The sequence below is a fragment of the Cupriavidus sp. GW821-FHT07C08 genome (assembly GCF_059419025.1).
Genome location: NZ_JBWKQZ010000039.1, coordinates 22,465 through 45,032, shown reverse-complemented (window position 1 = coordinate 45,032; position 22,568 = coordinate 22,465). Strand labels below are relative to the sequence as shown.

General features: G+C 59.4%; 22 protein-coding genes, 3 pseudogenes and 1 riboswitch. Of the genes and pseudogenes, 8 read left to right on the top strand and 17 right to left on the bottom strand.

Annotation, left to right across the window (positions count from 1 at the left end):
• Nucleotides 1–2: 2 nt before the first annotated feature.
• The 11 genes from metK to AC07UK_RS34315 all read right to left on the bottom strand — a co-directional run bounded on the left by metK (nucleotide 3) and on the right by AC07UK_RS34315 (nucleotide 10,474).
• Entirely contained in the window at nucleotides 3–1,151 is a 1,149-nt protein-coding gene (metK, locus tag AC07UK_RS34365; RefSeq protein ID WP_494687882.1) for a methionine adenosyltransferase, read from the bottom strand.
• 63 nt (nucleotides 1,152–1,214) lie between these two features.
• The gene (locus AC07UK_RS34360; protein WP_494687881.1) at nucleotides 1,215–1,673 is read right to left on the bottom strand and encodes a YbjN domain-containing protein; all 459 of its coding nucleotides are present in this window, start codon (nucleotides 1,671–1,673) and stop codon (nucleotides 1,215–1,217) included.
• 174 nt (nucleotides 1,674–1,847) lie between these two features.
• A complete protein-coding gene (locus AC07UK_RS34355; RefSeq protein WP_494687880.1) occupies nucleotides 1,848–2,276 on the bottom strand; it encodes a DUF3293 domain-containing protein in 429 nt (142 codons plus the stop codon).
• Nucleotides 2,277–2,303: 27 nt separating this feature from the next.
• Nucleotides 2,304–2,408: riboswitch (SAM-I-IV-variant riboswitch) on the bottom strand.
• A 369-nt stretch (nucleotides 2,409–2,777) separates the two neighbouring features.
• Entirely contained in the window at nucleotides 2,778–3,221 is a 444-nt protein-coding gene (locus AC07UK_RS34350; RefSeq protein WP_494687879.1) for a PaaI family thioesterase, read from the bottom strand.
• Between the two features lie 61 nt (nucleotides 3,222–3,282).
• On the bottom strand, nucleotides 3,283–5,397 hold the full coding sequence (locus AC07UK_RS34345) for a 3-hydroxyacyl-CoA dehydrogenase NAD-binding domain-containing protein (protein WP_494687878.1): 2,115 nt from the start codon (nucleotides 5,395–5,397) through the stop codon (nucleotides 3,283–3,285).
• 21 nt (nucleotides 5,398–5,418) lie between these two features.
• Nucleotides 5,419–6,096, bottom strand: a complete 678-nt coding sequence (locus AC07UK_RS34340) for a 3-oxoacid CoA-transferase subunit B (protein WP_494687877.1) — start codon at nucleotides 6,094–6,096, stop codon at nucleotides 5,419–5,421.
• Complete coding sequence (locus AC07UK_RS34335; protein ID WP_494687876.1) at nucleotides 6,093–6,776, bottom strand: 3-oxoacid CoA-transferase subunit A; 684 nt, start codon at nucleotides 6,774–6,776, stop codon at nucleotides 6,093–6,095. The genes AC07UK_RS34340 and AC07UK_RS34335 overlap by 4 nt, the downstream gene beginning before the upstream one ends.
• 13 nt (nucleotides 6,777–6,789) lie before the next feature.
• Entirely contained in the window at nucleotides 6,790–7,950 is a 1,161-nt protein-coding gene (locus tag AC07UK_RS34330) for a thiolase family protein (protein WP_494687875.1), read from the bottom strand.
• On the bottom strand, nucleotides 7,947–8,348 hold the full coding sequence (locus AC07UK_RS34325; protein ID WP_494687874.1) for a Zn-ribbon domain-containing OB-fold protein: 402 nt from the start codon (nucleotides 8,346–8,348) through the stop codon (nucleotides 7,947–7,949). The genes AC07UK_RS34330 and AC07UK_RS34325 overlap by 4 nt, the downstream gene beginning before the upstream one ends.
• A gap of 8 nt (nucleotides 8,349–8,356) precedes the next feature.
• Nucleotides 8,357–9,271 (bottom strand): tripartite tricarboxylate transporter substrate binding protein, encoded by a 915-nt coding sequence (locus AC07UK_RS34320; protein WP_494687873.1) that lies wholly within the window; start codon nucleotides 9,269–9,271, stop codon nucleotides 8,357–8,359.
• Between the two features lie 270 nt (nucleotides 9,272–9,541).
• A complete protein-coding gene (locus tag AC07UK_RS34315; RefSeq protein ID WP_494687872.1) occupies nucleotides 9,542–10,474 on the bottom strand; it encodes a LysR family transcriptional regulator in 933 nt (310 codons plus the stop codon).
• Nucleotides 10,475–10,657: 183 nt separating this feature from the next.
• Between AC07UK_RS34315 and AC07UK_RS34310 the strand changes: the two genes are divergently transcribed.
• The 5 genes and pseudogenes from AC07UK_RS34310 (at nucleotide 10,658) to AC07UK_RS34290 (ending at nucleotide 13,157) form a co-directional block, all read left to right on the top strand.
• On the top strand, nucleotides 10,658–10,969 hold the full coding sequence (locus AC07UK_RS34310) for a CoA transferase (RefSeq protein ID WP_494687871.1): 312 nt from the start codon (nucleotides 10,658–10,660) through the stop codon (nucleotides 10,967–10,969).
• Nucleotides 10,857–11,830 (top strand): annotated as a pseudogene (locus AC07UK_RS34305) (CaiB/BaiF CoA transferase family protein). The gene AC07UK_RS34310 and the pseudogene AC07UK_RS34305 overlap by 113 nt, the downstream one beginning before the upstream one ends.
• Before the next feature lie 36 nt (nucleotides 11,831–11,866).
• Complete coding sequence (locus AC07UK_RS34300) at nucleotides 11,867–12,010, top strand: hypothetical protein (protein ID WP_494687870.1); 144 nt, start codon at nucleotides 11,867–11,869, stop codon at nucleotides 12,008–12,010.
• Between the two features lie 23 nt (nucleotides 12,011–12,033).
• Nucleotides 12,034–12,365, top strand: a pseudogene (locus AC07UK_RS34295) (tripartite tricarboxylate transporter substrate-binding protein); the annotation flags it as partial.
• 15 nt (nucleotides 12,366–12,380) lie between these two features.
• Nucleotides 12,381–13,157 carry an enoyl-CoA hydratase gene (locus AC07UK_RS34290; protein ID WP_494687893.1) on the top strand — a complete coding sequence of 259 codons (777 nt, stop codon included), beginning with the start codon at nucleotides 12,381–12,383 and terminating at the stop codon, nucleotides 13,155–13,157.
• Between the two features lie 530 nt (nucleotides 13,158–13,687).
• Here AC07UK_RS34290 and AC07UK_RS34285 read toward each other — a convergent pair.
• Nucleotides 13,688–14,680, bottom strand: a complete 993-nt coding sequence (locus AC07UK_RS34285; RefSeq protein WP_494687869.1) for a tripartite tricarboxylate transporter substrate-binding protein — start codon at nucleotides 14,678–14,680, stop codon at nucleotides 13,688–13,690.
• 58 nt (nucleotides 14,681–14,738) lie between these two features.
• Nucleotides 14,739–15,905: a mandelate racemase/muconate lactonizing enzyme family protein gene (locus AC07UK_RS34280; protein WP_494687868.1), complete on the bottom strand. Its 1,167-nt coding sequence runs from the start codon at nucleotides 15,903–15,905 to the stop codon at nucleotides 14,739–14,741.
• A gap of 113 nt (nucleotides 15,906–16,018) precedes the next feature.
• Between AC07UK_RS34280 and AC07UK_RS34275 the strand changes: the two genes are divergently transcribed.
• A complete protein-coding gene (locus AC07UK_RS34275; protein ID WP_494687867.1) occupies nucleotides 16,019–16,930 on the top strand; it encodes a LysR family transcriptional regulator in 912 nt (303 codons plus the stop codon).
• A 914-nt stretch (nucleotides 16,931–17,844) separates the two neighbouring features.
• On the opposite strand, the gene AC07UK_RS34270 is transcribed toward AC07UK_RS34275, so the two are convergent.
• A complete protein-coding gene (locus AC07UK_RS34270; RefSeq protein ID WP_494687866.1) occupies nucleotides 17,845–18,489 on the bottom strand; it encodes a helix-turn-helix transcriptional regulator in 645 nt (214 codons plus the stop codon).
• 308 nt (nucleotides 18,490–18,797) lie between these two features.
• Nucleotides 18,798–19,049, bottom strand: a complete 252-nt coding sequence (locus tag AC07UK_RS34265) for a hypothetical protein (RefSeq protein WP_494687865.1) — start codon at nucleotides 19,047–19,049, stop codon at nucleotides 18,798–18,800.
• Between the two features lie 150 nt (nucleotides 19,050–19,199).
• Here AC07UK_RS34265 and AC07UK_RS34260 point away from each other — a divergent pair, with 150 nt between their 5' ends.
• Complete coding sequence (locus AC07UK_RS34260) at nucleotides 19,200–19,451, top strand: hypothetical protein (protein ID WP_494687864.1); 252 nt, start codon at nucleotides 19,200–19,202, stop codon at nucleotides 19,449–19,451.
• 214 nt (nucleotides 19,452–19,665) lie between these two features.
• Here AC07UK_RS34260 and AC07UK_RS34255 read toward each other — a convergent pair whose 3' ends face one another.
• Complete coding sequence (locus AC07UK_RS34255) at nucleotides 19,666–20,196, bottom strand: YuaM family protein (protein ID WP_494687863.1); 531 nt, start codon at nucleotides 20,194–20,196, stop codon at nucleotides 19,666–19,668.
• On the opposite strand from AC07UK_RS34255, the pseudogene AC07UK_RS34250 reads away from it, so the two are divergent.
• Nucleotides 20,196–20,447 (top strand): annotated as a pseudogene (locus AC07UK_RS34250) (PHP domain-containing protein); the annotation flags it as partial. The gene AC07UK_RS34255 and the pseudogene AC07UK_RS34250 overlap by 1 nt on opposite strands.
• Nucleotides 20,448–20,617: 170 nt before the next feature.
• Here AC07UK_RS34250 and AC07UK_RS34245 read toward each other — a convergent pair.
• Nucleotides 20,618–22,540: a hypothetical protein gene (locus AC07UK_RS34245; protein WP_494687862.1), complete on the bottom strand. Its 1,923-nt coding sequence runs from the start codon at nucleotides 22,538–22,540 to the stop codon at nucleotides 20,618–20,620.
• Between the last annotated feature and the right edge of the window lie 28 nt (nucleotides 22,541–22,568).

Genomic DNA, 22,568 nt, shown 5'->3' with positions numbered 1-22,568 from the left:
CGCTAGATCACGGCTTCCCAGGGCAGGTCAAGATCTTCACGGCCAAAGTGGCCGTACGACGCCGTTGGATAGTAAATGGGGCGGAGCAGGTTCAAGGTTTCGATGATCCCTTGCGGCCGCAGGTCGAATTCCTGCGCCAATACAGCGGCGATGTCGCGCCGGCCGGAGGCTTCGGTGTCGTATGTCTCAACGGAGAAGCTGATCGGTTCAGCCACGCCGATGGCGTAACCGACCTGCACAAGGGCTCGCCGCGCCCAACCACGGGACACGACCTGCTTTGCCAGGAAGCGGGCCATGTATGCCGCCGAGCGATCTACCTTGGAAGGATCCTTGCCGGAGAAAGCGCCCCCGCCATGCGGCGCTGCGCCGCCGTATGTGTCCACGATGATCTTGCGGCCGGTCAACCCGGCGTCCCCTTTTGGGCCTCCCGTCACGAAGCGTCCCGTCGGATTGATCAGGCAGCGCAGGTTTCCATCGCGCAGGTGTTCAGGGATAACCGGCGCAATGATGTTCTTCCACACCTCGGCGCGCAACTCCTCTAGCGCGATGTTTTCGTCGTGCTGGGTCGAGAGCACGACGGCCTCGATTCGCGTCGGTTGACCGTCGACATAGCGGAAGCTGACCTGCGACTTCGCATCAGGCTGCAGCCAAGGCAACGTGCCGACCTTCCTCACTTCTGCCTGCCGTCGAACGAGACGGTGTGCATACACGATTGGTGCGGGCATGAACTCCGGCGTCTCGTCCGTCGCATATCCGAACATCAGGCCCTGGTCTCCCGCGCCGAGCACGCCATCCGCACGATCGACACCTTGATTGATGTCCTGCGATTGCCCGTTGAAGCGAATCTGGATCTCGCAGCGCTGCGGGTCAATGCCCGTCTCGGCATTCGTGTACCCTGTCTCGTACAATACCTCACGCACGAGGCCCTCGGCGGACTCGCGCACGGCGCTATAGTCAGCCGAATCTTTGGTCCGAAACTCACCAGCAACGATCACGCACTGATCTGCGAGAAGCGTCTCGCAGGCAACCCGAGCGTGACGATCGCGCGCCAGGAAGGCATCGAGAATGCGGTCGGAAATGCGGTCGGCAAGTTTATCGGGATGACCCTCGGAAACGGATTCCGAGGAAAACAGACCATTTCGGATGGACATGCCTATCCTCCTGTGTGCAAGCAAGCCGGGTATGGGGCGGGGGACAACACTCTCGGCTTTGCATCAATTGAGCAAGGCCGATGCCGCTTCCCTTCTGTACTTGTCAAAATCGATGAGTTCATCGTCGTTCTGCTTTCTTACCAAGAAGTCGAGCATGGCCCCGAATCGACGCACGATGCCTGCAAACTGGCCGGCAATCAATCCGTGTTGGTAAGGCAGCACATACGACACACCCAAGTCGTCATCGTCATCGAGACGGAACGACGGCAAAAAAATATGGCCGTTCAGACCGTGCGCGTAAGCTACCTTTTCGTCTCGACTTGCATCAGCCCGCAGTGGCAGATACGCACGCAGAAGCAAAAACTTCTGGTCCTGCAGAGCTTCCAAGCAATAGGCAAGCCCGCCTTCGGTGCGCAATTCGATCCGATCCGGGTCCGGCGCCTGCATCGAGAAACCGCTATCGCTCAGATGCTGCGAAAGTTTCTCAATGGAAACTTCGTCTTCACACCAAATTAGTGCCATGGGCGTGTCTCTTATGAAAATGGGTGTCAAAGTTGATGCAGTGATATGACGCCTATACGCATACTACGGCCGCTACTCTCCAGTCGGTCGGAGCGCTTCCACCATCGGCATTCCTCGTCTGCGAGGACAGTCGCGATGGGACAAGCAAGACGCCGTTGTCGAACGTGTGTTGATCTAGCGAAGAAGAACCAGCTCGGGCACAGCATCGGCACCTGCCCAAACGATGGCATTCTGACCATATTCAACGCCCAGTTGCCGTGCTTCGCTCGATGACAGGCCAAGAACAAGGAAGCTTGCTTCACCTGGCCAGGCATTGGAGGGATGTTGGCCAACCCCTGACAGAATGGTGAATCCGCGCTGCCGCAAGGTTTGTTCGAGGGCGGCGTGGCGCTGCGTGTTCGCTGAGTCGTCCAGTTGCTCACTGAATGGATTGCACGCGGTGATGAACCCGCTGCAATCCACCTCGGCGGCCCGGTGCAAGACAAGAAGCGCTGAGCAGAACTCTCCCACCTTCAGCGTCGCCAATGGGCCTTCACCGACGTGATAATGGGTTTCCCGATAAGCCTCGATCGTATCGAGCGGAATTCCTGGTGCAGAAAACATAAAACCCTCCTTGAAGGAGGGTCGACGCGTTACCCGATTGGTTGCTCTTTACAGAGCCACATTCGCTTTCGCGATCCACCTTGCCCGGGAGGCAGGTTGGCATGGGCGTCGCCCCAATTCTGAATGCAGGATTGATTAGATCACATGGGATTGACCCATGTCAAGAGGCGGCAGGCTCAGGCGATATCGGTGCACTATCGAGAACCATTCCCTGTATGGCTTGGGCTTACCATCGGCATCGGCGCAAGTGACTGCTTTCGGGTTGGCTGCTGCCCGTTCGGGATGGCGTAGATCGAACGGTGGTGAAGGGTCGGTCAGAGACGGCTGCAGTTTCGCAACGGGCATCGGACCGAGACCGGCCAGAAAGCGCCGGTAGGCCACCGATATCCGAACTTCCGCCTTCCGCTCGGAAAGAGACACTCAAGCCAACCGCCTCGCTTGGCGTTTGGCATGCGTTCACAAGCACCCTCGGTCGCGGACCGCAGTGCGGTGCATCGTGCATCAGTTCACGGGGACTTCCGGGCCCGACAGCAAGGCAATCGTGCCTTGCGCAACCGCGCAAAGCTTCTCCGCCCCGCCAGTCACCACATAGACTTCACAGCGGCACACCGCCTGAGACTTGCCCGCATGGACGCACTCCGCCCGGGCAATGATGGCTTCCCCAATGGCCGGACGCACGTAGTTGACCTTGAATTCGCTGGTCACTACCGCACGGTCCATCGCTAGGAAGCCGGCGATGGTCAGCGCGTTATCTGCCGCATAGCTGATCACGCCGCCGTGGACAAAGCCGTGCTGCTGTTTCAGAACATCGCGAATCGGAACGCGCAGCGCGCAGCGACCGGCGCCAACCTCGACAATCTCCGCTGAAAGCAACGCGCTGAAGGGCTGCGTCATTAGCCTGCGCTGTGCGATCTCCAGAATGTCAGCCGCCGTTTCGGTGCTCATGTCACTTTCTCTCCAAATAAATGGTCCCGGTCCAAGGCGCTCGCCGGAACCGGGAATTTTGTTAGGGAAACGATACCGCGCCGGAAGCTACCAGTTTCTCCAGCAGCGGTGCCGGTGTCCAGTGTTCGCCGTGCCTGTCGCGAAGCGCGCGGATACGTCGAAGCGCCTCCGGGAGGCCAAGCATCTGCGCGTAATACATTGGACCGCCACGCCAAGCCGGAAAACCATAGCCATGCACATAGACCACATCGATATCCGACGCGCGCTGCGCAATGCCCTCTTCCAGGATATGCGCCCCTTCGTTGACAAGGGCCAGCATGCAGCGATCGACGATCTCCTCCTCCGTGACTTCCCTACGCGCCATACCAGCTTCCGCCGCGCACTGCACGATTAGCCCATCGATCTCTGGATCGGGAACGGGCGTGCGGCTTCCAGGCGCATACCGGTAATAGCCCGCACCGGTTTTCTGACCGAACCGGCCCATCTCGCAAATCCGGTCGGCAACCTTTGAATAGCGCAGGTGTCCCGGCCGCGTCGGCGCGAGCCGCTTGCGCGTCGCCCAGTTGATATCCAGACCTGCCAGATCCGCCATCGTCAGCGGTCCCATCGCCATACCGAACCGGGTCAAGGCGCTGTCGATCTCCACTGGAGAAGCGCCCTCCTCGAGCAAGAACCCGGCTTCCCGCCAGTACGGCGTCAGCATCCGGTTCCCGACGAAGCCCTCGCATACCTTTACCAGCACAGGAATCTTGCCGATTTGCTGCGCCATCTGCATGCAAGCGGCGATAACGTCCAAGCCGGTCCGGTCACCTTGCACGACCTCCAGCAAACGCATGACGTTGGCGGGACTGAAGAAGTGAAGGCCAACGACGTCCTGCGGGCGTGTTGTCGCAGCCGCCATCTCATCGATGCTAAGACGGGACGTATTGGTCGCTAGGATCGCGTTCGGCTTGCAAATCTTGTCAAGTCGCGCGAACAGATCCTTCTTGACGGTCATGTCTTCGAATACCGCTTCGATGACGAGGTCTGCGTTAGCAATATCGTCGAAGTTCAGTGTTGGCGTGATGCGGCCAATTCTTGCCTCCATATCGGACCGGGACAGCTTTCCCTTTCCAGCGGTGACTTCATAGTTGTTCCGAATCAGCGCCAATCCCCGGTCGAGCGCCGCCGGCTCGCGCTCCACCAGCCGAACGGGAATGCCAGCATTCGCAAAGGCCATCGCGATCCCGACGCCCATTGTGCCAGCTCCCAGGATGGCCACGGAGGAAACAGGGCGGGCGTGTCCATTCACCTCCACGCCGGGCAGTTTGGGGGCCTCGCGCTCGGCGAAGAAGAGATGACGCAACGCCGTGGACTCCGGTCCCGCGACGAGCTCATCGAACCGCGCTCTTTCGAACGTCAGTCCGTCCTCGAACGGCAAAGTGACCGCGGCCTCCACACACTGGATACTGACACGCTGAGCCATTGCGTTACGGGCCTTCGGGCTGACAGCGGCCAGTCTGGCGGAAAACTCCACCGCCGGAGTGTTTTCCATCGGTTTCCGACCCAGCACCGGATGCTCAGCGAGAGCCGACAGTTGGCGCCTGGCGAAGTCAACGGACGACGCAAGAAGATCATTGTCAACGCATCCGTCCACGAGTCCCAGCGACAGTGCCTCGGCGCCCGAGACCGTCTTGCCGCTTTGAATCAGGTCTAGCGCGGCCGCCACGCCAATCAGACGCGGCAGACGTTGCGTGCCGCCACCGCCGGGAATCAGGCCAAGATTGACTTCCGGCAGGCCAAGGCGCGCATCGCGAGTGGCGACACGATAGTGGCAGCCAAGGGCCAATTCGAGGCCCCCGCCCAACGCTATACCGTGGATAGCTGCGATCACAGGCTTTGGGCATTGCTCGATCAAGGCAATGATGTCCCGGGTCATCGGCCTGGTTTGCGCTGCGGCGGTGTTGAACTGACGGATATCTGCCCCGCCAGAGAACCCTTTTCCCGCGCCCATGAGTACGGCGGCGTCAACGTCCGCGTCTTCCATGAAGCGCTGTACGCCTGCGTGGATGCCACGGCGGCAAGCGTCGTTCAAGCCGTTTACCGGCGGATTATCGATGGTGATGATGGCCACGCGATCCTGCACGTGGTAGCGCACCGTCGGAGACAACATGGTGAAATCAAATGCTTGTGACATGGCAATCGTATGGTGGATGTCTTATGCGCCGGAGCCGGTGCCGCGCGAATCGGCAGCTTCAAAATGCAAGGGCACGCCGGTCAAGGACTGAAGTGTGGATCGCGACATGCCAGGTACCATATCGATGACCTGCAGGCCCCGCGGGGTTACGGAAATGGTCGCCAAATCCGTGTAGATTCGCTTGACACACCGTGCGCCGGTGATGGGCAGTGTGCATTGATCCACGATCCGCGGCACGCCATCCTTGGTCACGTGCTCCATGAGCACGAACACGTTGCGCGCACCAACGGCCAGGTCCATTGCACCCCCGACGGCGGCAGCAACATTGGGCATTCCCAGCGACCAGTTCGCCAGATCGCCATTGGCAGCCACCTGATAGGCGCCCAATACGCAATAGTCAAGATGGCCACCGCGCATCATGGAAAAGGAATCTGCGTGATGAAAGTAGCAGCCACCATTGACGAGCCCTACCGGCAGCTTGGCGGCATTGGTAATGTCCGGGTCAGGCGATTCACCCTCCCCAAGCGCCCGCATGCCGAGAATGCCATTCTCGCTATGGACGATGACCTCGTCCTCCGCGCGGCAGTGTTCCAGCACCTTGACCGGCAGGCCAATGCCGAGATTGACGTACGATCCGGCGGGAATGTCCCGGGCTACCTTGCGGGCCATCGCGTCGCGACTGAGCCTTTCTATCGTCATGGCTCGCTCCTCTCGACATCTGCAATGCGCACAACACGTTGCACAAAGATTCCTGGCGTCACCACAGACTCGGGATCCAGGTCGCCAAGGCCCACGCGCTCCCGTACCTGAACGATGGTGGTCCTTGCCGCCATGCTCATCGGCGGCCCAAAATTCCGGCCGGCCTTCCGATAGACCAGGTTGCCCCATCGGTCTGCACGGTCTGCCTTGACCAGTGCGAAGTCACCATGGAGCGGCGACTCGAAGACATAGCCAACGCCGTTGATGACCCTCGTCTCCTTGCCTTCGGCCAACTCGGTTCCATACGCCGTGGGCGTAAGAAATCCGCCGAGGCCGGCACCCGCCGCGCGCAAGCGCTCCGCCAGCGTGCCTTGTGGCACGCACTCGAACTCGAGCCTGCCACTGGCAAAAGCATCCTCGAATGCGGTCGCCTCGGCGCCGCGGGGATAGGAGGCCACAAGTTTTCGGACCCGCCCCAACCGGATCAGCCGCGCAAGTCCTGAGTCGCCGCTCCCGCCGTTGTTGCAGACCACAGTGAGTTCCCTCGCGCCCTGCTCGGCAAGGGCGTCGAGCAACTCCAACGGTTGCCCCGAAATGCCAAAGCCGCTGACAAGGATGGTCGCGCCGTCATGAATATCCGCCACCGCGTCGCTGGCCGTGGCCATGAATTTGTCGATCATTAGATGGGCCTTATTACTGGCTCGTGCCAAGGATTGCGGTGGCCTGGCTGGAAAGGACGCCGCCGTTGCCGTGCACGAGTGCCACCTCCGCGCCAGCGACTTGTCGAGCACCGGCCTCGTTGCGCAACTGCGTAACGGCTTCGATGACGAGGAAGATGCTGTACATCCCCGGATGCACGCATGACAGGCCGCCGCCGTTGGTATTCATGGGAAATGCGCCGCCAGGCGAGATCCTGCCATCCGAAACGAAGGTGCCGCCCTCCCCCTTCTTGCAGAACCCGAGATCCTCGAGGAACAGGATCGGGTTGATGGTGAAGGCGTCGTAAAGTTCGACGATGTCGATGTCCACGGGCGTCAGTCCTGCCTGCGAGAACGCATGCCTGCCCGAGTCCACCGCCGGCGTAACCGTCAGATCGTCCATGCACGAGATCTGACGGTGCCAGTGTGCATGGCCCGTGCCCAGCACATAAACCGGCTTGGCATGCATGGCTCGCGCCCGGTCCTCGCGCGTCACGACGAATGCACCGGCGCCGTCGGTCACGAGGCAACAGTCGCGCACGGTCAGCGGATCCGAGATCATCTTCGCATTGAGGACATCATCAATGCTTAGCGGATCGCGAGAGAACGCGTCCGGGTTCAGTTGGGCCCACTGCCGGGCCGCGACCGCCACTTCGGCCAACTGGGTCCGCGTGGTGCCGTACTGCTGCATGTGCCGCGCAGCAGCGAGTGCATAACTCGTGACTGGATTGAACGGTTTGTAGGGATGCTCGTACGGCTGTGGATCGAGCTCCGCGCGCATCTGGTTGATCCTCGAACTGCTGGGTATGCTGCGCGGGTTGCTTCCATAACAGATCAGTACGTTGTCACAGCGCCCGGCCTCGATGGCCATCGCCGCGATCTGCAGGTCAGCAATGAAGGAGGAACCGCCAAACATCGGACTGTCGGAGAATCGAGGCCGGATGCCCAGATACTCTGCCATTCGCATGACCCACCATGGCGAGGTCAGGCTCGACGTCAGGATGCCGTCTATATCCTTCATCCGAAGTCCGCTGTCCGCAACGGCGCGGTGCGCGGCCTGCGCGATGATTTCCTGCTCGGATCTGCCGCCAGCGTGCCCAAGGCCGGCCAGTCCTGTTCCGAGGATGGCGATCCCGCCGCGTTCCGTGGGCTTCATTGTCGGGGCTCCAAAGCGTGAAATACGACCAACGGGGCCCGCTCGGCTTGCTCGAGGGCAGCCCGCACTCGCATACCGATCCGTACCCCCGCTGGGTCAACGCCCGACACCCGGCTCATCATTCTCGGGCCCTCGTCCAACTCGATCAGACAAACGTTGTAGTCGCCGTCCTTATGTCGTACCACGGTGGTCGAATACACAGTACCAGTGCCTGCGGGCGACTCCCATTGAAGTCGGTCAGATCCGCAATGGGGACAGATGACACGCGGGTAAAAGTGGTGGCGGTCGCAATCCAGGCATCGCGGAATCTCGAAAAAACCGTCGGCCAACCGGCCGAAGTAGTGTGCCTCGGCGGCCGACACCACCACGTCGGCTACCGAATGTTTCACTGTGGACATCGTTGACCTCACTGTTCGATCTGGACGCCGGTCACCTTGACCGTTCGTTGCCATTTTTCGACCTCCGCCTCTACGTACTTGCGGAACTCGACGGGGCTGAGGTTACCGGCGGCCTCGGCATTCTGCCTGGCCAGCTTGGCGACCATGTCTGGAGAGGACATGATCCGGTTGACATCCTCGTTGAGACGGGCCACGACGTCGGGCGACGTGCCCGCGGGGGCGTACAGACCCAGCCATGTATAGACATCAAAGTTCTTGTAACCACCCTCTGCAATCGTCGGCACATCGGGAAACAGTTTGCTGCGCTCCGCGCTAGTTACAGCGATAGGCCGCAGTTTGCCGGCCGCGATGAACGCCGAGACGCTCATCGAGTCCTGGAAGACAACCGGAATCTGGCCAGCGACAACGTCGTTCGTCGAAGGTGACGCGCCCTTATAAGGCACGTGAACCAGCGGCACGCCGGCCATATGGCGAAACAGTTCGCCGGCAAGGTGCGTGGAACCGCCGACGCCGGCAGATCCATAGGGCACACTGCCTTGCGCCTTGGCCCACTTCACGAATTCCGGAAGCGTCTTGGCGGGAACCGAAGGGTTCACCACCAGCAGATTCGGCGCCTTCGCTACCAGAGCAATCGGTTCGAAGTCCTTCACGGGGCGGTACCGGACATTCTTCTGAATGGCCGGACCGATGACATGGCCCGTCGCACTCAACAGCAACGTGTAACCGTCGTTCGGCTTGCGTGCCACGTATTCCGTCGCGATCTGTCCTGCCGCACCGGGCTTGTTTTCGACGACGAAGCTCTGCTTGTAGGACTGCGACAATTCCGATGCCAGCAAGCGGCCGACGATGTCGGTCATGCCGCCCGGTGCGAATGCGACGACGATAGTGACTGGCTTGCTTGGCCAAATATCGGGCTGAGCCATGGCAGCGCCGCTATGGACAAGTGACGAGAATAGGCCGCCCGCGACGGCAAGGGCGCGTACGCCTGCGTGAAAGGAATGCACAGGTTGTCTCCGGAAGCATCATTGTTGTCTGACCGTTCCCGTTGGACCTGAACATCGGTCCCGGGAAGCAAGACCAGTATATTTTTGCGTCCCGGCAAAGGCCATGCGAATGATTTGAAGCGATGCTTCGTGGAAATTCAAAGCCTTCCCAGTCATTGTTGGCGACGCGCCCGTCTCACAGCCCGTCTTTCAGCCCGGGAGAGGTGCCGCAACAGTACGGCGCGTCGCGGCAACAGCGGGGTCATTAACAAGATATTCGGCGAACGCCGTCGTGAACGACGGCAGCCTTCCCTCTGACCGCACGATGAGGTGGAGTTGCCGCAATGCCCACGGCTCCGCCAGCCTGACGCTGGCCACGCGACCCTCCCGTATGGCGGGCGTTGCCACGGTGCGCGGCACCATGGCAATGCCGACGCCAGCTTCCACCAACGTCAAGATCCCTTCAAAGCTGGGGACGTGTAACCGCACATTTGGACTTTTACCTGCGCGCTGAGACATCTCGCGCAAGAACAGGAAATTGCTGCTGGTGCGGTTCATGCTGACGAAATCGAATTCGAGCGCCGCAACAAACTGGATCTCCGGTTTGCCGGCAAGCTGATGCGTCAGCGGGGTGATGATGACGAGTTCATCTACCGCGTAGGGCGTGCTCCGAACGTCCGCTGCAGCAGAGTCTCCAGCCAGGATGCCGATATCTGCCTCCTGCGCGGCGATGGCCGCCACGATGGCCGGGCTGGCACGCTCTTCCAAATCGATATTGACGTCCGGATGTTCGTTCAGGAAGCGGCTGACACTAGGGATAACGAATCCGTTGAGTGAACTGCTATTGGCCAGCAGACGTATATGTCCCTTGAGCCCCGAGGAAAATCGGCCGACTTCTCCGTGCATCCGCTCCACACCCAGCAGCAGTTCCCTCACATGGCTGAGCAGGGTCTCTCCGGCAGGCGTGAGTTCCATCCCGCGGGCGGTTCGCACGAACAGCGTCGTTCCCATCGCTTGCTCGAGGTTCTTGATACGATAGCTCGCCGCGGACGGTGTGATGTGCACGGCGGCTGCGCCGGCCGAAAGCCCCTGCGCATCGGCAATGGCCTGAAATAGCCGCAAGTCTGTCAACTCATAACGCACGACGTCCCCCTACCTTTCACTCTTCGATGAAGGCCAGCGTATCACCCTGGCGTCACACTTCACAATCCCGACGGCCAGACCGCCCGGACCCTTGAAAATACCGCAACGCTGCTTTCAAATCTCTCGACTGGTCCGCCCTCCGCCCTCTCCCTATACTCGGTCGCCTATCAGCAGGAGACACGAATGCTTGACAAGGCGTTGCAGGGGATCAAGGTACTGGACCTTTCCCGGATACTGGCAGGCCCGTGGTGCACACAAAATCTGGCGGATCTCGGCGCCGAGGTCACAAAGATCGAACACCCGCAGCGGGGCGACGATACGCGTGGCTGGCCCCCCCTATCTGGAAGCGCCCGGCACGGCGGAACGGATGTCTGCCTACTTCATCTGTTGCAATCGCGGGAAACGTTCAGTCGCCGTCGACTATTCCACACCGGAGGGCGCCGCGACGATACGCTCGCTGGCCCTGGAGGCCGATGTCCTGGTCGAAAACTATAAGGTCGGCACACTGAAACGGTATGGCCTCGACTACCACTCCCTCAAGGCACTGAATTCGCGGTTAATCTATGTCTCGATAACGGGGTTCGGCCAGGATGGGCCGATGGCCGACAAGCCGGGATACGACTACGTGTTCCAGGGCATGGGCGGCTTAATGAGCTACACCGGCCTGCCCGATGGGCAAGCCGGCGCCGGTCCGTTGCGAACGGGCGTAGCGGTGGTGGACCTGACTACGGGGATGTATGCCACGTCCGCGGTCTGGCGGCCTTGTTCCAGCGCGCTTCCAGCGGCGTGGGAGCACACCTGGACATTGCCCTGCTTGATGTAGCCGTGACGCTGAACGCCAACCAAGGCTCCAACTATCTCATTTCGGGCGCCAATCCCCAACGCAGCGGCAACGCGCATCCCAACTGCGCGCCGTACGAAGTCTTCCGCTGCGCCGACGGCTACCTGATCCTCGCCATTGGCAACGATGCCCAATTCGCGCGGTTTTGCGACGTGGCGGACAGGACGGACCTGGCTCAGGACCCGCGGTACGCGACCAACTCGGCCCGTATCGAGAATCTGGTGGCCCTCAGGTCTGTCCTCACTGACTTGTTGCCCACACGCACTCGCGATGCCTGGACTGGTGCTTTCGATGCGGCCGGCGTGCCATGGGGACCGATCCACACCATGGAGGAAGTCTTCGCGCATCCGCAGGTACGACACCGGCAGTTGCGGCAGGCGGCCTTGCACCCGGTGATGGGTGAAGTGCCAATGGTGCGCAATCCCATGCTGGCGCCGTCCGCCGCTGGCCTGGCGCCACCGCCGCTCCTTGGTGAGCACACACCGAAGCGCCAAGGCTTCTCGCGCTCGCCCTGAACACGTATATCGAAAATCAAGCAACGGAGACAACAGATGAAACGGTCACCCTTCGCATTCGCCATGTTGACAACCATCGGCCTGACCGGCGTCGCACACGCAGGCAACTGGCCCGATCGGCCGATCAAACTGATCGTCCCCTACGCAGCCGGTGGCATCACGGACATCAATCGCGGGTGATCGGCACCCGTCTCGGCGCCGTGCTGATACAGGGCGGACGCCTGAAGCCCTTGGCCATGGCGGCACGTCACCGCCTGAAGATGCTGCCGAACGTGCCGACGTACGCGGAGGCAGGCCTTCCGGCGATGAACAACCCGTCGTGGTTCGGTCTCGGTGCGCCAGCAGGTACGTCGCCAGCGATCCTCGACAGAATCAACGCGGCTGTGAAACAGGCTCTGGCCGAGCCCGAAGTCATCGCAGCAATCGAAAAGCAAGGCGCCATTCCAGCCTGTACCACCCGAAAGGCGTTTGCCGACCCGGTGCGGACGCAGAACCGAAAAAGGTCGTCGAGGACATCCATTTCACTAAGTTGCAGTACGGAGCTAATCCGATGAGCGCATCCATTTCCAATCGCCACGCGTCCGTTGAAGTCGACGGTGAAGGCGTTGCCACGCTAACGATCCGCGAAGCCAAGTCGCTGAACATCCTTGGCACGCCCGTAATTGCGGACCTGACTGAGGCTGTGCAAGCCCTGTCTGCACGCCGCGATGTGCGTGTGCTGGTGGTACGCGGCACAGGAAACAAAGGCTTTATCGGCGGTGCCGATATCCACGAGATGGCCGCCCTGACGCGCGAGCGCGCCGAGGCATTCATCGGTGGCCTCCGGGACCTGTGCAATGCGCTCCGACACTTCCCCGTGCCCGTGATCGCACGCATGCCGGGCTGGTGCCTCGGCGGCGGGTTGGAGCTCGCGCTGGCTTGCGATCTGCGTATCGCCGCCCAGGATGCCCAGTTGGGCATGCCCGAGGTCAAGGTCGGCATCCCTTCCGTGATCCACGCTGCGCTGATGCCGCGTCTGATCGGCAACGCTCGCACAGCTTGGTTGTTGCTGACGGGCGAAATCGTCAACGCAGATCAGGCGCTGGTCGCCGGTCTCGTGAGCCGGGTGGTGCCAATTTCCGAACTCGACGGCGAGGTTGCGCGCGTCGCCACCCTGTTGGCCAGCTTCGGTCCACAAGTCGTGCGCCAGCAGAAGCGCCTGCTGCGCGAGTGGGAAGAGGCGCCGCTGCACGTGTCGATCGAAAACAGCGTAGCGGAATTTGGCAAGGCCTTTGATACTGGAGAACCGCAACAGCATATGGCTGCCTTTGTCAGCCGCAAACGCTAGCCTTCTCTTAGAAGTAACAGGGCCGGTGCCGGCGTGAATTGATACTCCCTTCCGTCACGCACAGTGGTAGGAGACCTGCCGGGCGCCATGAAATGACGCTGCAACCTGACGATTGCGTCACGCGCGCCTGTAACGTCGGGACGATGCTACCCTTGGTGAAGACGCCAGAATTCGCCTCTTGTAACATCTCGACTTGCTGCGCCCACAGTTTGCTGCATGGGATTCGCTCCGTAGTAGCCACCGGGGCCATCAGAGACTCCAGGCACAATGCGTTCTCGACGGAAAATCCACTGGGTGTGCCGGACTACGCTTGCCATACTCTTCAGCCTTGCGATGGCGGTATTCGAGGTCTCAAGCACTTCGAATTATATTGACCTATCTCTAAGCCCCGGTGCCGCAGCAAGTTTCTCAGTGTTTCGCCTGATGCCGACCCCGCTTTTGCTCGAAGTTCAGCTTAAGCGTCGGAACCTTTGGAAATATGGACCGGTACCAATCGCCTGCTGCCGGTCCATGTCGGACAAGCTATGCGGTCACTCTGGATGAATCCCAGCGTCCTTGATCACCTTCGACCACCTGGTGACTTCGTCGTTGAAGAACTTCTTATGACCTGCCGGCGAAAGCCGGTCGTCGGCAACCACCGTAATACCGAGTGCCTCTTCCCGCTTCACCAGTGCAGGGTCTTTCAGTGCTACCCGCAAGGCCTTGTTGATTTTCTCGAGTACGGCCGCCGGCGTGGCATGCGGCGCATAGAGACCATGCCAGACGGTGAAGTTAAAACCGGAAAGTCCTCCCTCACTCAGGGTGGGAATGCTCGCCAAAGCGGGGACCATTGACCGCTGCGCTCCTGTTACCCCGTACGCCTTGACCTTCCTGGCTTCGATCTGCGGGGTGCTGTTGGTGGCTTGTTCGCACATCAGGTCCACCTGGCCGCCCATGATGTCGGACATTGCAGGGGCTGTGCCCTTGTAGGGCACGAACGTCATGTTGCTTTTCAGGGCGCTCTGGAGCAGCAGCCCGCAGAGATGCGAGGCGGATCCAACCCCTGCGTTCGCAAGATTCAGCTTGCCCCCGTTTTCGGTGATGAACTTGCGCAGCTCTGGCAAGCCATTGGGCGGCAGATCGGGCTTGCCAATCAGCGTCGAAGGCGCCTCGTTGATCAGCCCCAGAAACTCGAGATCAGAGGTCTTATAGCCGAGCTTCTTGTACAGGGCTGGCGCGGTGGCCAGTCCGATGTGGTGAATCAACAGCGTATAGCCATCAGGATTTGCTCGCGCGACGCGTGCGGTGCCAATGGTGCCGCCCGCGCCTGCGGTGTTTTCCACCACCACCGTGGTTCCCAACGACTTTCGCAGGGATTCGGCAACGTCCCGGGCGATCTTGTCGCTTGGCCCTCCGGCCACAAACGGGACAACCAGGGTGACGGGCTTCTCCGGGTATTCCGCGTACGCGTAGCCTGAGGCGCCGAAGATGCCGCCGACAATGCAAAGAGTGGCGGCGCGAGATGCCGCTTGCTTTATCCACATGGTTGTCTCCGTATATATAGCTTTTTTGAGGGCTGCTCTCTTTCGGGAGCTGTTCGGCTCAGGCCGAAAGCTGTTGCATCACGCTGTAGAGGTCAGACTTTCCTTCAAAGCCGATGCCGGGCAGGTCAGGCATCGTCAGGTAGCCCTTTTCCACCTTCAGGTTGTCCGGGAAGCCGCCGAACGGCTGGAACAGGTCGGGGTAGCTCTCGTTGCCGCCGAGACCTAGGCCGGCTGCGATGTTCAGGGACATCTGGTGACCGCCATGCGGGATGCAGCGGCTTGCCGACCATCCGTGCTGCCTGAGCATGTCCAGCGTGCGCAGGTATTCCACCAGGCCGTAGCTCAGTGCGCAGTCGAACTGCAGATAGTCGCGATCGGGGCGCATGCCGCCGTAGCGGATCAGATTGCGGGCGTCCTGCATCGAGAACAGGTCTTCGCCGGTTGCCATCGGCTTGTCGTAGTAGTTGCGCAGCGTGGCCTGGAGCTCGAAGTCCAGCGGATCGCCGGGCTCCTCGTACCAGAACAGGTCGTACTGGGACAGCGCTTTGGCGTACTGGATGGCGGTGTCGAGATCGAACCGGCCGTTCGCATCAACCGCGAGCTTCTGGCCGTCCTGCAGCACGCTCAGGATCGAATCGATGCGGCGCAGGTCTTCGTCCAGCGACGCGCCGCCGATCTTCTTCTTGACCACCGTGTAGCCGCGGTCGATATAGCTTCGCATCTCGTCCTTGAGCTTTCCGTGGTCCTGGCCGGGATAGTAGTAGCCACCGGCGGCGTAGACGAACACCTTGCGGTCAGGCTGCCCGTTGCCATAACGGTCGGCCAGCAACTGAAACAGCGGCTTGCCCTCGATCTTCGCCACAGCATCCCAGATGGCCATGTCGATCGTGCCGATGGCGACTGAACGCTCGCCGTGGCCGCCGGGCTTCTCATTCTTGAACATGGTGTCCCAGATCTTGTCGGGATCCAGGTTGTTGCCGGTGGCATCGACCAGCGACTCCGGGTCGGCTTCCAGAATGCGCGGGATAAAGCGCTCTCGCATCAGCGTGCCCTGGCCGTAACGACCGTTCGAGTTGAAGCCATAACCGACCACGGGCTTGCCGTCCCGGATCACGTCGGTGATCACGGCGACCAGGCTCAAGGTCATCTTGCTGAAGTCGATGTAGGCGTTGCGGATGGGCGAGCTGATCGGGAAGGTCTTTTCGCGGATTTCTACGATTCTCACAATGTGTCTCCTGATTCACACAGAACGAACGTATGGGGTGCGTGGGAATCCGTAGATTAGGCGCGGAACGATGTACTAGAATTGAACCAAATTCATTTCATTATTCACCGTCAGTGAAGAATGAGATTGCATCCGAACTGGAGTTCTTCGTCCTGATTGCCCGGCATGGCAGCCTTGCTGCCGCGGCGCGCGAACTTGACCTGACGCCACCGGCAGCGACCAAGCGGCTGGCCATGATGGAAGGCCGGCTTGGCGTGCGGCTGGTCAACCGGACTACCCGGAGCATCAGCCTGACGAACGAAGGTGAGACCTACCTGGCCTATGCCCAAAGGATCCTGGCGGACTTGCGGGAAATGGAAAGTGTCGTCGCGAGCAGCGGAGCCGAACCACGTGGGCTGCTGCGCGTCAATGCGACACTCGGCTTCGGGCGAACCACCATTGCGCCTCTGGTTTCGGAGTTTGCAAAGCGCTACACGCAAGTGGAGGTGCAACTTGAGGTCACGGATCGCCCCGTCGATCTCGTGGACGGTGGCGTCGACCTGGCGATCAGGTTCGGAACACTGCCCGACAAGCGCCTGAGCGCAAGGCGGATCATGTCGAACCGTCGCTTCCTCTGTGCTTCCCCGGTCTACCTGGACAAATTCGGATCACCCAAATCACTGTCCGACCTCTCCAGCCATCGTTGCATTATTCATCGGCAGAACGACGATGCCCATACCATTTGGCGCTTCGAACATGATGGTCATCACGAAAGCGTGAAGGTCGGAGGTGCACTGTCCAGCAACGACGGAGATATTGTTCTCGGCTGGGCCCTTGATGGGCACGGGATCCTGATTCGTTCGGAGTGGGATCTGGCGAAGTACCTGGAGAGTGGCCGCTTACGCGTTGTCTTGCCGCAGTACAAGCTGCCGTCGGCTGACCTCTTTGTCTACTACTCACAACGCCGCAATCAGACAACTCGAGCACGCGCCTTCATCGACTTCCTTGTGGAGAAATTTGAGAAGTCGCGTGAACAGCAGGCGTAGCAGACTATTGAGGGTTGCTAATGGGTAGGCTCCGAACCCTTGAGCCAACATTTTGGATTGGCCGCAAAAGGGTAGAGAGCGGCCGTTGACGTTGTGCTGAGATGAAGGACCGTAACGGGTCGGCTAGAGACGACGAACATGACCGACCGCGGGGGGGGCCTCGTCACAGCCCAATAATTTCATTATGAAATTATTGATTGGGCACTGCTTCGAACTGTCGCCTGCCAAGCCTGAAGCCTAGATTTAGAGGCCACTGTGAAGCGCTCTGCCGTTCTCGGAAAGTCCGGACTTCTCAATGCAGCAATTCCCGGCAGGCGCCTGCAACAGTTATCGCCGCCTTACAAGCCAAGGACATTCGATGCTCGAGGCCGTCCGAAGCATCGGTAAGCTTGTTCTAGGCTCGATCAATCCCCGCGCGCCGGCAACGCTGCCCCTAAAAACCCGCGCCCAGTATCGGGACGAGGGAAGGGAGCGCAACGTGGTGACCCAGTCCCTTTCGAGCGGTACAAGAGGATGAGAGTCGATCGGTGATATGAGAGCTTCCTTCGCCCAATCGGGCAGTTGAAGATCCGCTGGATGCAACACGCCGCGAGGCCTGCCTCGCAGCGTCGCTACATCAATACGGTTATTACGGAGGCCCTTCCCAGCGCTATTCGGGCTTTGCGCCGCCGCAGGCACATCCAGTGCCGCACCGGCATTGCGGTCCGCAGGTGCAGCCAGATCCGCAGGCGCATGCATTCTGCTTCTCGGCAGTTGTCTGGCAACCGCAGAGGCAGCCGGGGCCGGGGCAACCCGCGCAATCGCATTGGGATTGAGTAGTGGTGTTCATGGCGATGCTCCTTTCTGTTGGAAACGAGACGCCAGTGTGCCGGCCATCGATGACCGGCGGCTTGAACGAAACGGCTAAGGTTCGCCTAGACGCGCTGGACGCGCTGGACGCTGATCCCGCCGGCCAGCACGCCGAACATACGCTTAAAGGTGCGGGAAAAATGGGCGGAATCCGCGAAGCCACCGGCATAGGAAGCTTCGGTCAGGTTCTTGCCGGCAGCATACGACGCGATGGCAAGCTCAAGGCGCAGCCAAAGTACATATGGCCGGAACCGGATGCCGGTTTGCTCCAGGAATAGATGACGGAAACGCTCGGGCGAGAGATGGACGGCATCAGCGATCTCGGCCATCGGGACCGTCTCGCCTATCCGTTCGCGCAGCACCTCAATGGCACGCTCTATCCGCTTATCGAGCGGCCTAGTCTGCCCAGCTCGGGCCAAGGTGAGACTTGCAATGATTGCGCGGGCACGGGCAGTGAGTTCTTCATCAGTGGCGTCTGCGTCATAGGCCGAGGCCAATGCCGCAGCCTCGTCGGCGAAGGTATCAGGAGCTAGCGGCGCGATCCCTGTGCAGAAGCGTTCCCTCAGTATCCGTCCTTCGCGCGATTCGGGTTCCGTGAAAATGAGCGCAACGAGCTCGCCGCGTGCCTCGAAAGCGTGCGGTAGGTGGGCGGAGATGATCGCCGCCGTATACGCTACCCAATCTTTTCCGGGAGTCTGGAAACGCACCATAGCGCGAGCGTCACCTGGATGGCGTGATGCGCATGGAAACCGGACTTCTCCTCCGCGTGGCCGATCCAGACACTGCCGCCGCGCCACAAAACGATCCGTCCAGTTCCGAAGAGCTTTGCACCGGCGCCGCGTCGTCCGTTGGTCATCATCTGTGCTGCCAGCAATCTCGCCGTAACTTGATTTTGGCAGAACCCTTGGCGGAATGCTGTGGCACGCGACTGCGTGTTCCCAGGTGGCAATATTTGAACAGCTCGCAGCGCCACGCAAGCAGCGTGAACTGCCAAACCGTAGGCATGCGTTGTCCGAACTCAGGACTCCCGACAACGAGCGCGTGGCGGCTCATGAGTATCTGCTACATTTATTGGACCATGCCGTTGCTGAAGGCGGTTGTGCATTGTCTCGCAGCTGATCAGCATCATAACCGCTGGGTCCTCATCCGCGCCAGCGATGCCGGCTTCAGCGGCGTTGCGCAGATATACTTGCCGCAAGACCATGGCGACGATCACAATGATGGCACCAGCGATGAAGGCCTTGGCCACAAATTGAAGGTATCGTTCCATGGAAATCGCACGGCTAGCAGGAGTGGTTTGGTCGCGAGACTACACGAGGATGCTGCGAGACGATGCTACGCCGTTGGAGGATTGACAGAGCCTCTGTTTTGCCGTCACGAAGCAGCTCCGCGCGTTGTGTGACCCCGCATTGCGGGGCTGATGAGAATGCCTCAAAAATCGATCTCGCCCCTACCGAGCGGCCACTACTGGGCCACGCCGCATGCGCCGTTCCCACTGGACGGTTCGAACGGCCATGACGAAGTGTTCCCCGGCGCGCACTGCGTCAGCGACGGCAAATGGGTCACGTTCTATAAGGACGGTGAAGAGGTATGGGCCTGCAACGCCGTGTATGCCGCTGCCCACTTCGACTTTGCCCCCGTTCCGAGCGCCTGCACGTCGACAGCCGACTGAGAGGGTCGCCGCGTCGTTAGACGTCCACCCTCCACCCCTTCAACATGACGTCCCAACAACCCAAAGCAAATTTCGCTCTACGGGTGTTATGTCAAATTAGACGGATTCTTTCAAGGGCTGGTCATGACAACAGTGGCCGTTACAGCAATTCTTCCCGTTCTGTTGAGTCACCCTTCAAATGAAGGTTACCCACAGTGTCGACTGGGACGGTAAGCTATTCTTTACGTCCCGTGAAGGCCATTTTTTGTTTCAGTGCGAGATCAATCAATTCGAGCTGATATCTATTTTTCTCTCGATCGCGCGAAGCCAAATGGCGCCCAAAGACAGTCCGAGGACGAGTGCGAAGCCCCAGAGGATCAGTGTGCTGACATAGTTTCCCTCGACCAGTCCTCGTGCGAAAGTGCTGCCAAACCAGGAAGGACCACCCCCCCTCCTTGAGAATTGCGTAAGCGAGGCCGAGCTGAGAAAGCAGTGCAGTTTCTTTGCCAAAGAACTGGGCGACCCTAGTATCTATTCGTCCAATCCTTGTTGTGAGCCAGTGCTTGACAAACTGCAAAGATTCTTCCTCGTGTACGACCAAGTTTGCAATATGACGCTGATCATTCGCAAGCTCGCGGATCGCAGCATCTCTGGCATCAGCCCTCCATCTTCGAAGCCGGACTAAAAGCATCACGGGATCGATCACCAGCGCGGTTAGCCCAGACAGCAACGTACCAACCAGTAGCAGATCGAGAGCGACGCGCAATGGACGCCAACGCCACGGCAGGACTGCCCGCCTACGCGGAACTGCACTGCCGCTCCAACTTATCCTTTCTCACTGGAGCATCCCGACCGGAAGAACTCGCCGAGCGCGCCGCCCAGTTGGGCTACCACGCTCTCGCCATCACCGACGAGTGCTCGCTCGCCGGTATCGTTCGCGCCCACACCGAGGCGAAGAACGCCGGTGTTCGGCTGGTGGTCGGCGCGTGGTTCCGGCTGCAGCATCCACAAAATTCATTTAATTCAATAAAACCAATAACATACAAAAACTCCGACCTTGCCATACCAACAGCATCAGTTCGCCGGTCATCGTGATGACCGTTTGGGGCGCCACGTCGATTGAAACTCAAAGCATGGAGCAGCGCACCTGCCGCCAGAGCCCAATGTCGACAACTGGCAAACCTCTGCTAGAGAGTCTCCGGTCTCAGCGCCACATCAAGTATCACCCCGTTCAAATTTGCGCCATTCGTCTCACTTGCAACCCTCACCATCAACTCATTCTTTTTGACAGCGAGATCTCCACGGAGAACAAACTGCTGTGATTGCAGAAGCGCGTCCAAACAGTTCTTTAGTTTCGACGGAGCAGCCTGCCCATTTAAGCTCTGGGCGATCTGCGTCTCGGCCCATTTCTTGAACTCATCTGAAAGAATAACTGTCGCACTCTCTTTAGGTTGCTCGGAATAGCTAAGCAACGCGGAATGGAAACTGTCCTCCTCGACGCTAGCTTCGTTCCAATGCAGATTATTTCCGATCTTCCATCTCAGCGTTGCATGCAGAGCGAACATCGGAGGAGGGTCAATTTGAGTTCCGACGCGTCCTAGCTCCCGCAAGACCTCTTCCTTGACCTCCTGTGCATATAACTCGTTCATTTGGGCCACTCGCTTGAAGCTGCCACTGCGTAACTCACGAACTGGCAGCATGAGAGTTTGATCCTTATGCCAAGTGATCAATACTGGCGAGTGCGGCCCATCCACACGGAGCAGATGCCGAAGACCTTCGGGATGCTTACCGTACAGCTTCTCCTTCGCCTGCGAGCGAACATCGCTGAAATCTCGCGCTGTACCTAACACGCATAAAACATTCTTCGTTGGCGAGCATCTCACCAGATCGCATGCTGGTGTAAGTACTAACAGAAACGTGTTCGGTGCAAACACCCGCGTAGGTACTGCCGTTACTGTACTGCCACTACCCTCTGCCCACGGGCGCCGGGATGTACGTCGCTTGTCTGATATAGGGGAAGTTCGACTAGACGAGCGGAACGAAGCTCGATCCGTTAGGTGGGCAGCTCTCGAAATCCGGCGCCGTGGCGCTTTTGGGGCGAGCACCTCACCGAAATGGATTACCTCTGCAGCGGGGTGTGCCGGCCCAAACACAACTTCCGAGAACAGGTCAAATAAGACCTTTCCTTGTTTTACCTGCCCGGAGAATCCAATCCCAGCCGGATCAATAATTGCGTCCTTGATTTTTGTTCCACTAATCCGCCGAATCTTCGCTGCAATTGATTCAGAGGCCAACCAAGTCAAATAAGCGGCGACCGACTCGCCTTCAGCGGCGAGCCGCGCAAGATCAAGTAACCGCAAATCGTGAATTTCGACTTGCTCGAATTGGCCATCAAACTCTTGAGCGGCCTGCTGCGCGGCATCCACAAGCGCATGCACGACATGCTCTAGAGACTTATTTCCCAGGTACGACGAACGCTTCGAGTTCAATTTTGCCACGACCCAAGCCACGTCTATCTGCGCCTTAGACATCACTTCAAAGAAAGCTGCGCGTGTCCCTACAATCTCCCGAACTTGTTGCTGCGTTTCGAGAGATGCTCTGGAAGACATGAAAAACAGCAGCTTAGCCCTGCTTAAATGCTCCTTATGATTCCGAATACGTTGGAGCGCAGCATCAACTTTCTCATTATCGTCTAAAAAAAAGTCGACGAAGGCCACATCCACCTCGGCCATCGCGCTTACCGCATCCTCCATTCGCCAGAACTTCTTCACCTTGCTAGGTCCGACGAAATTTTCAAGGGCATTGCAGACTAGCAAGGGCTTTTCCGCCTTACCGGTCCACAAAAGTGAAAATGTCCCGAACAACACTTCCAAACCAGCATTGGCTAATGTTTTATTATTGTGGTGCTCCCAAAGCACAGAAATGTGATCGTGATTACTCGTCAACTCCAACAACAAGTCGTCAAGACTCTCTAAACCAAGCTCACGAAAGGCGTCAAAAAGGTGCTGTTGAACATCTGCGCTTCCACTAACGTAGTCAATCCATTTATCTTTGTCTTCAGATTGGATTGCACCTTGCGTGGGCGGCCCAAAGGCGTCATCCACCACCATTGCACTCGTGATTCCCCACATCGACCCG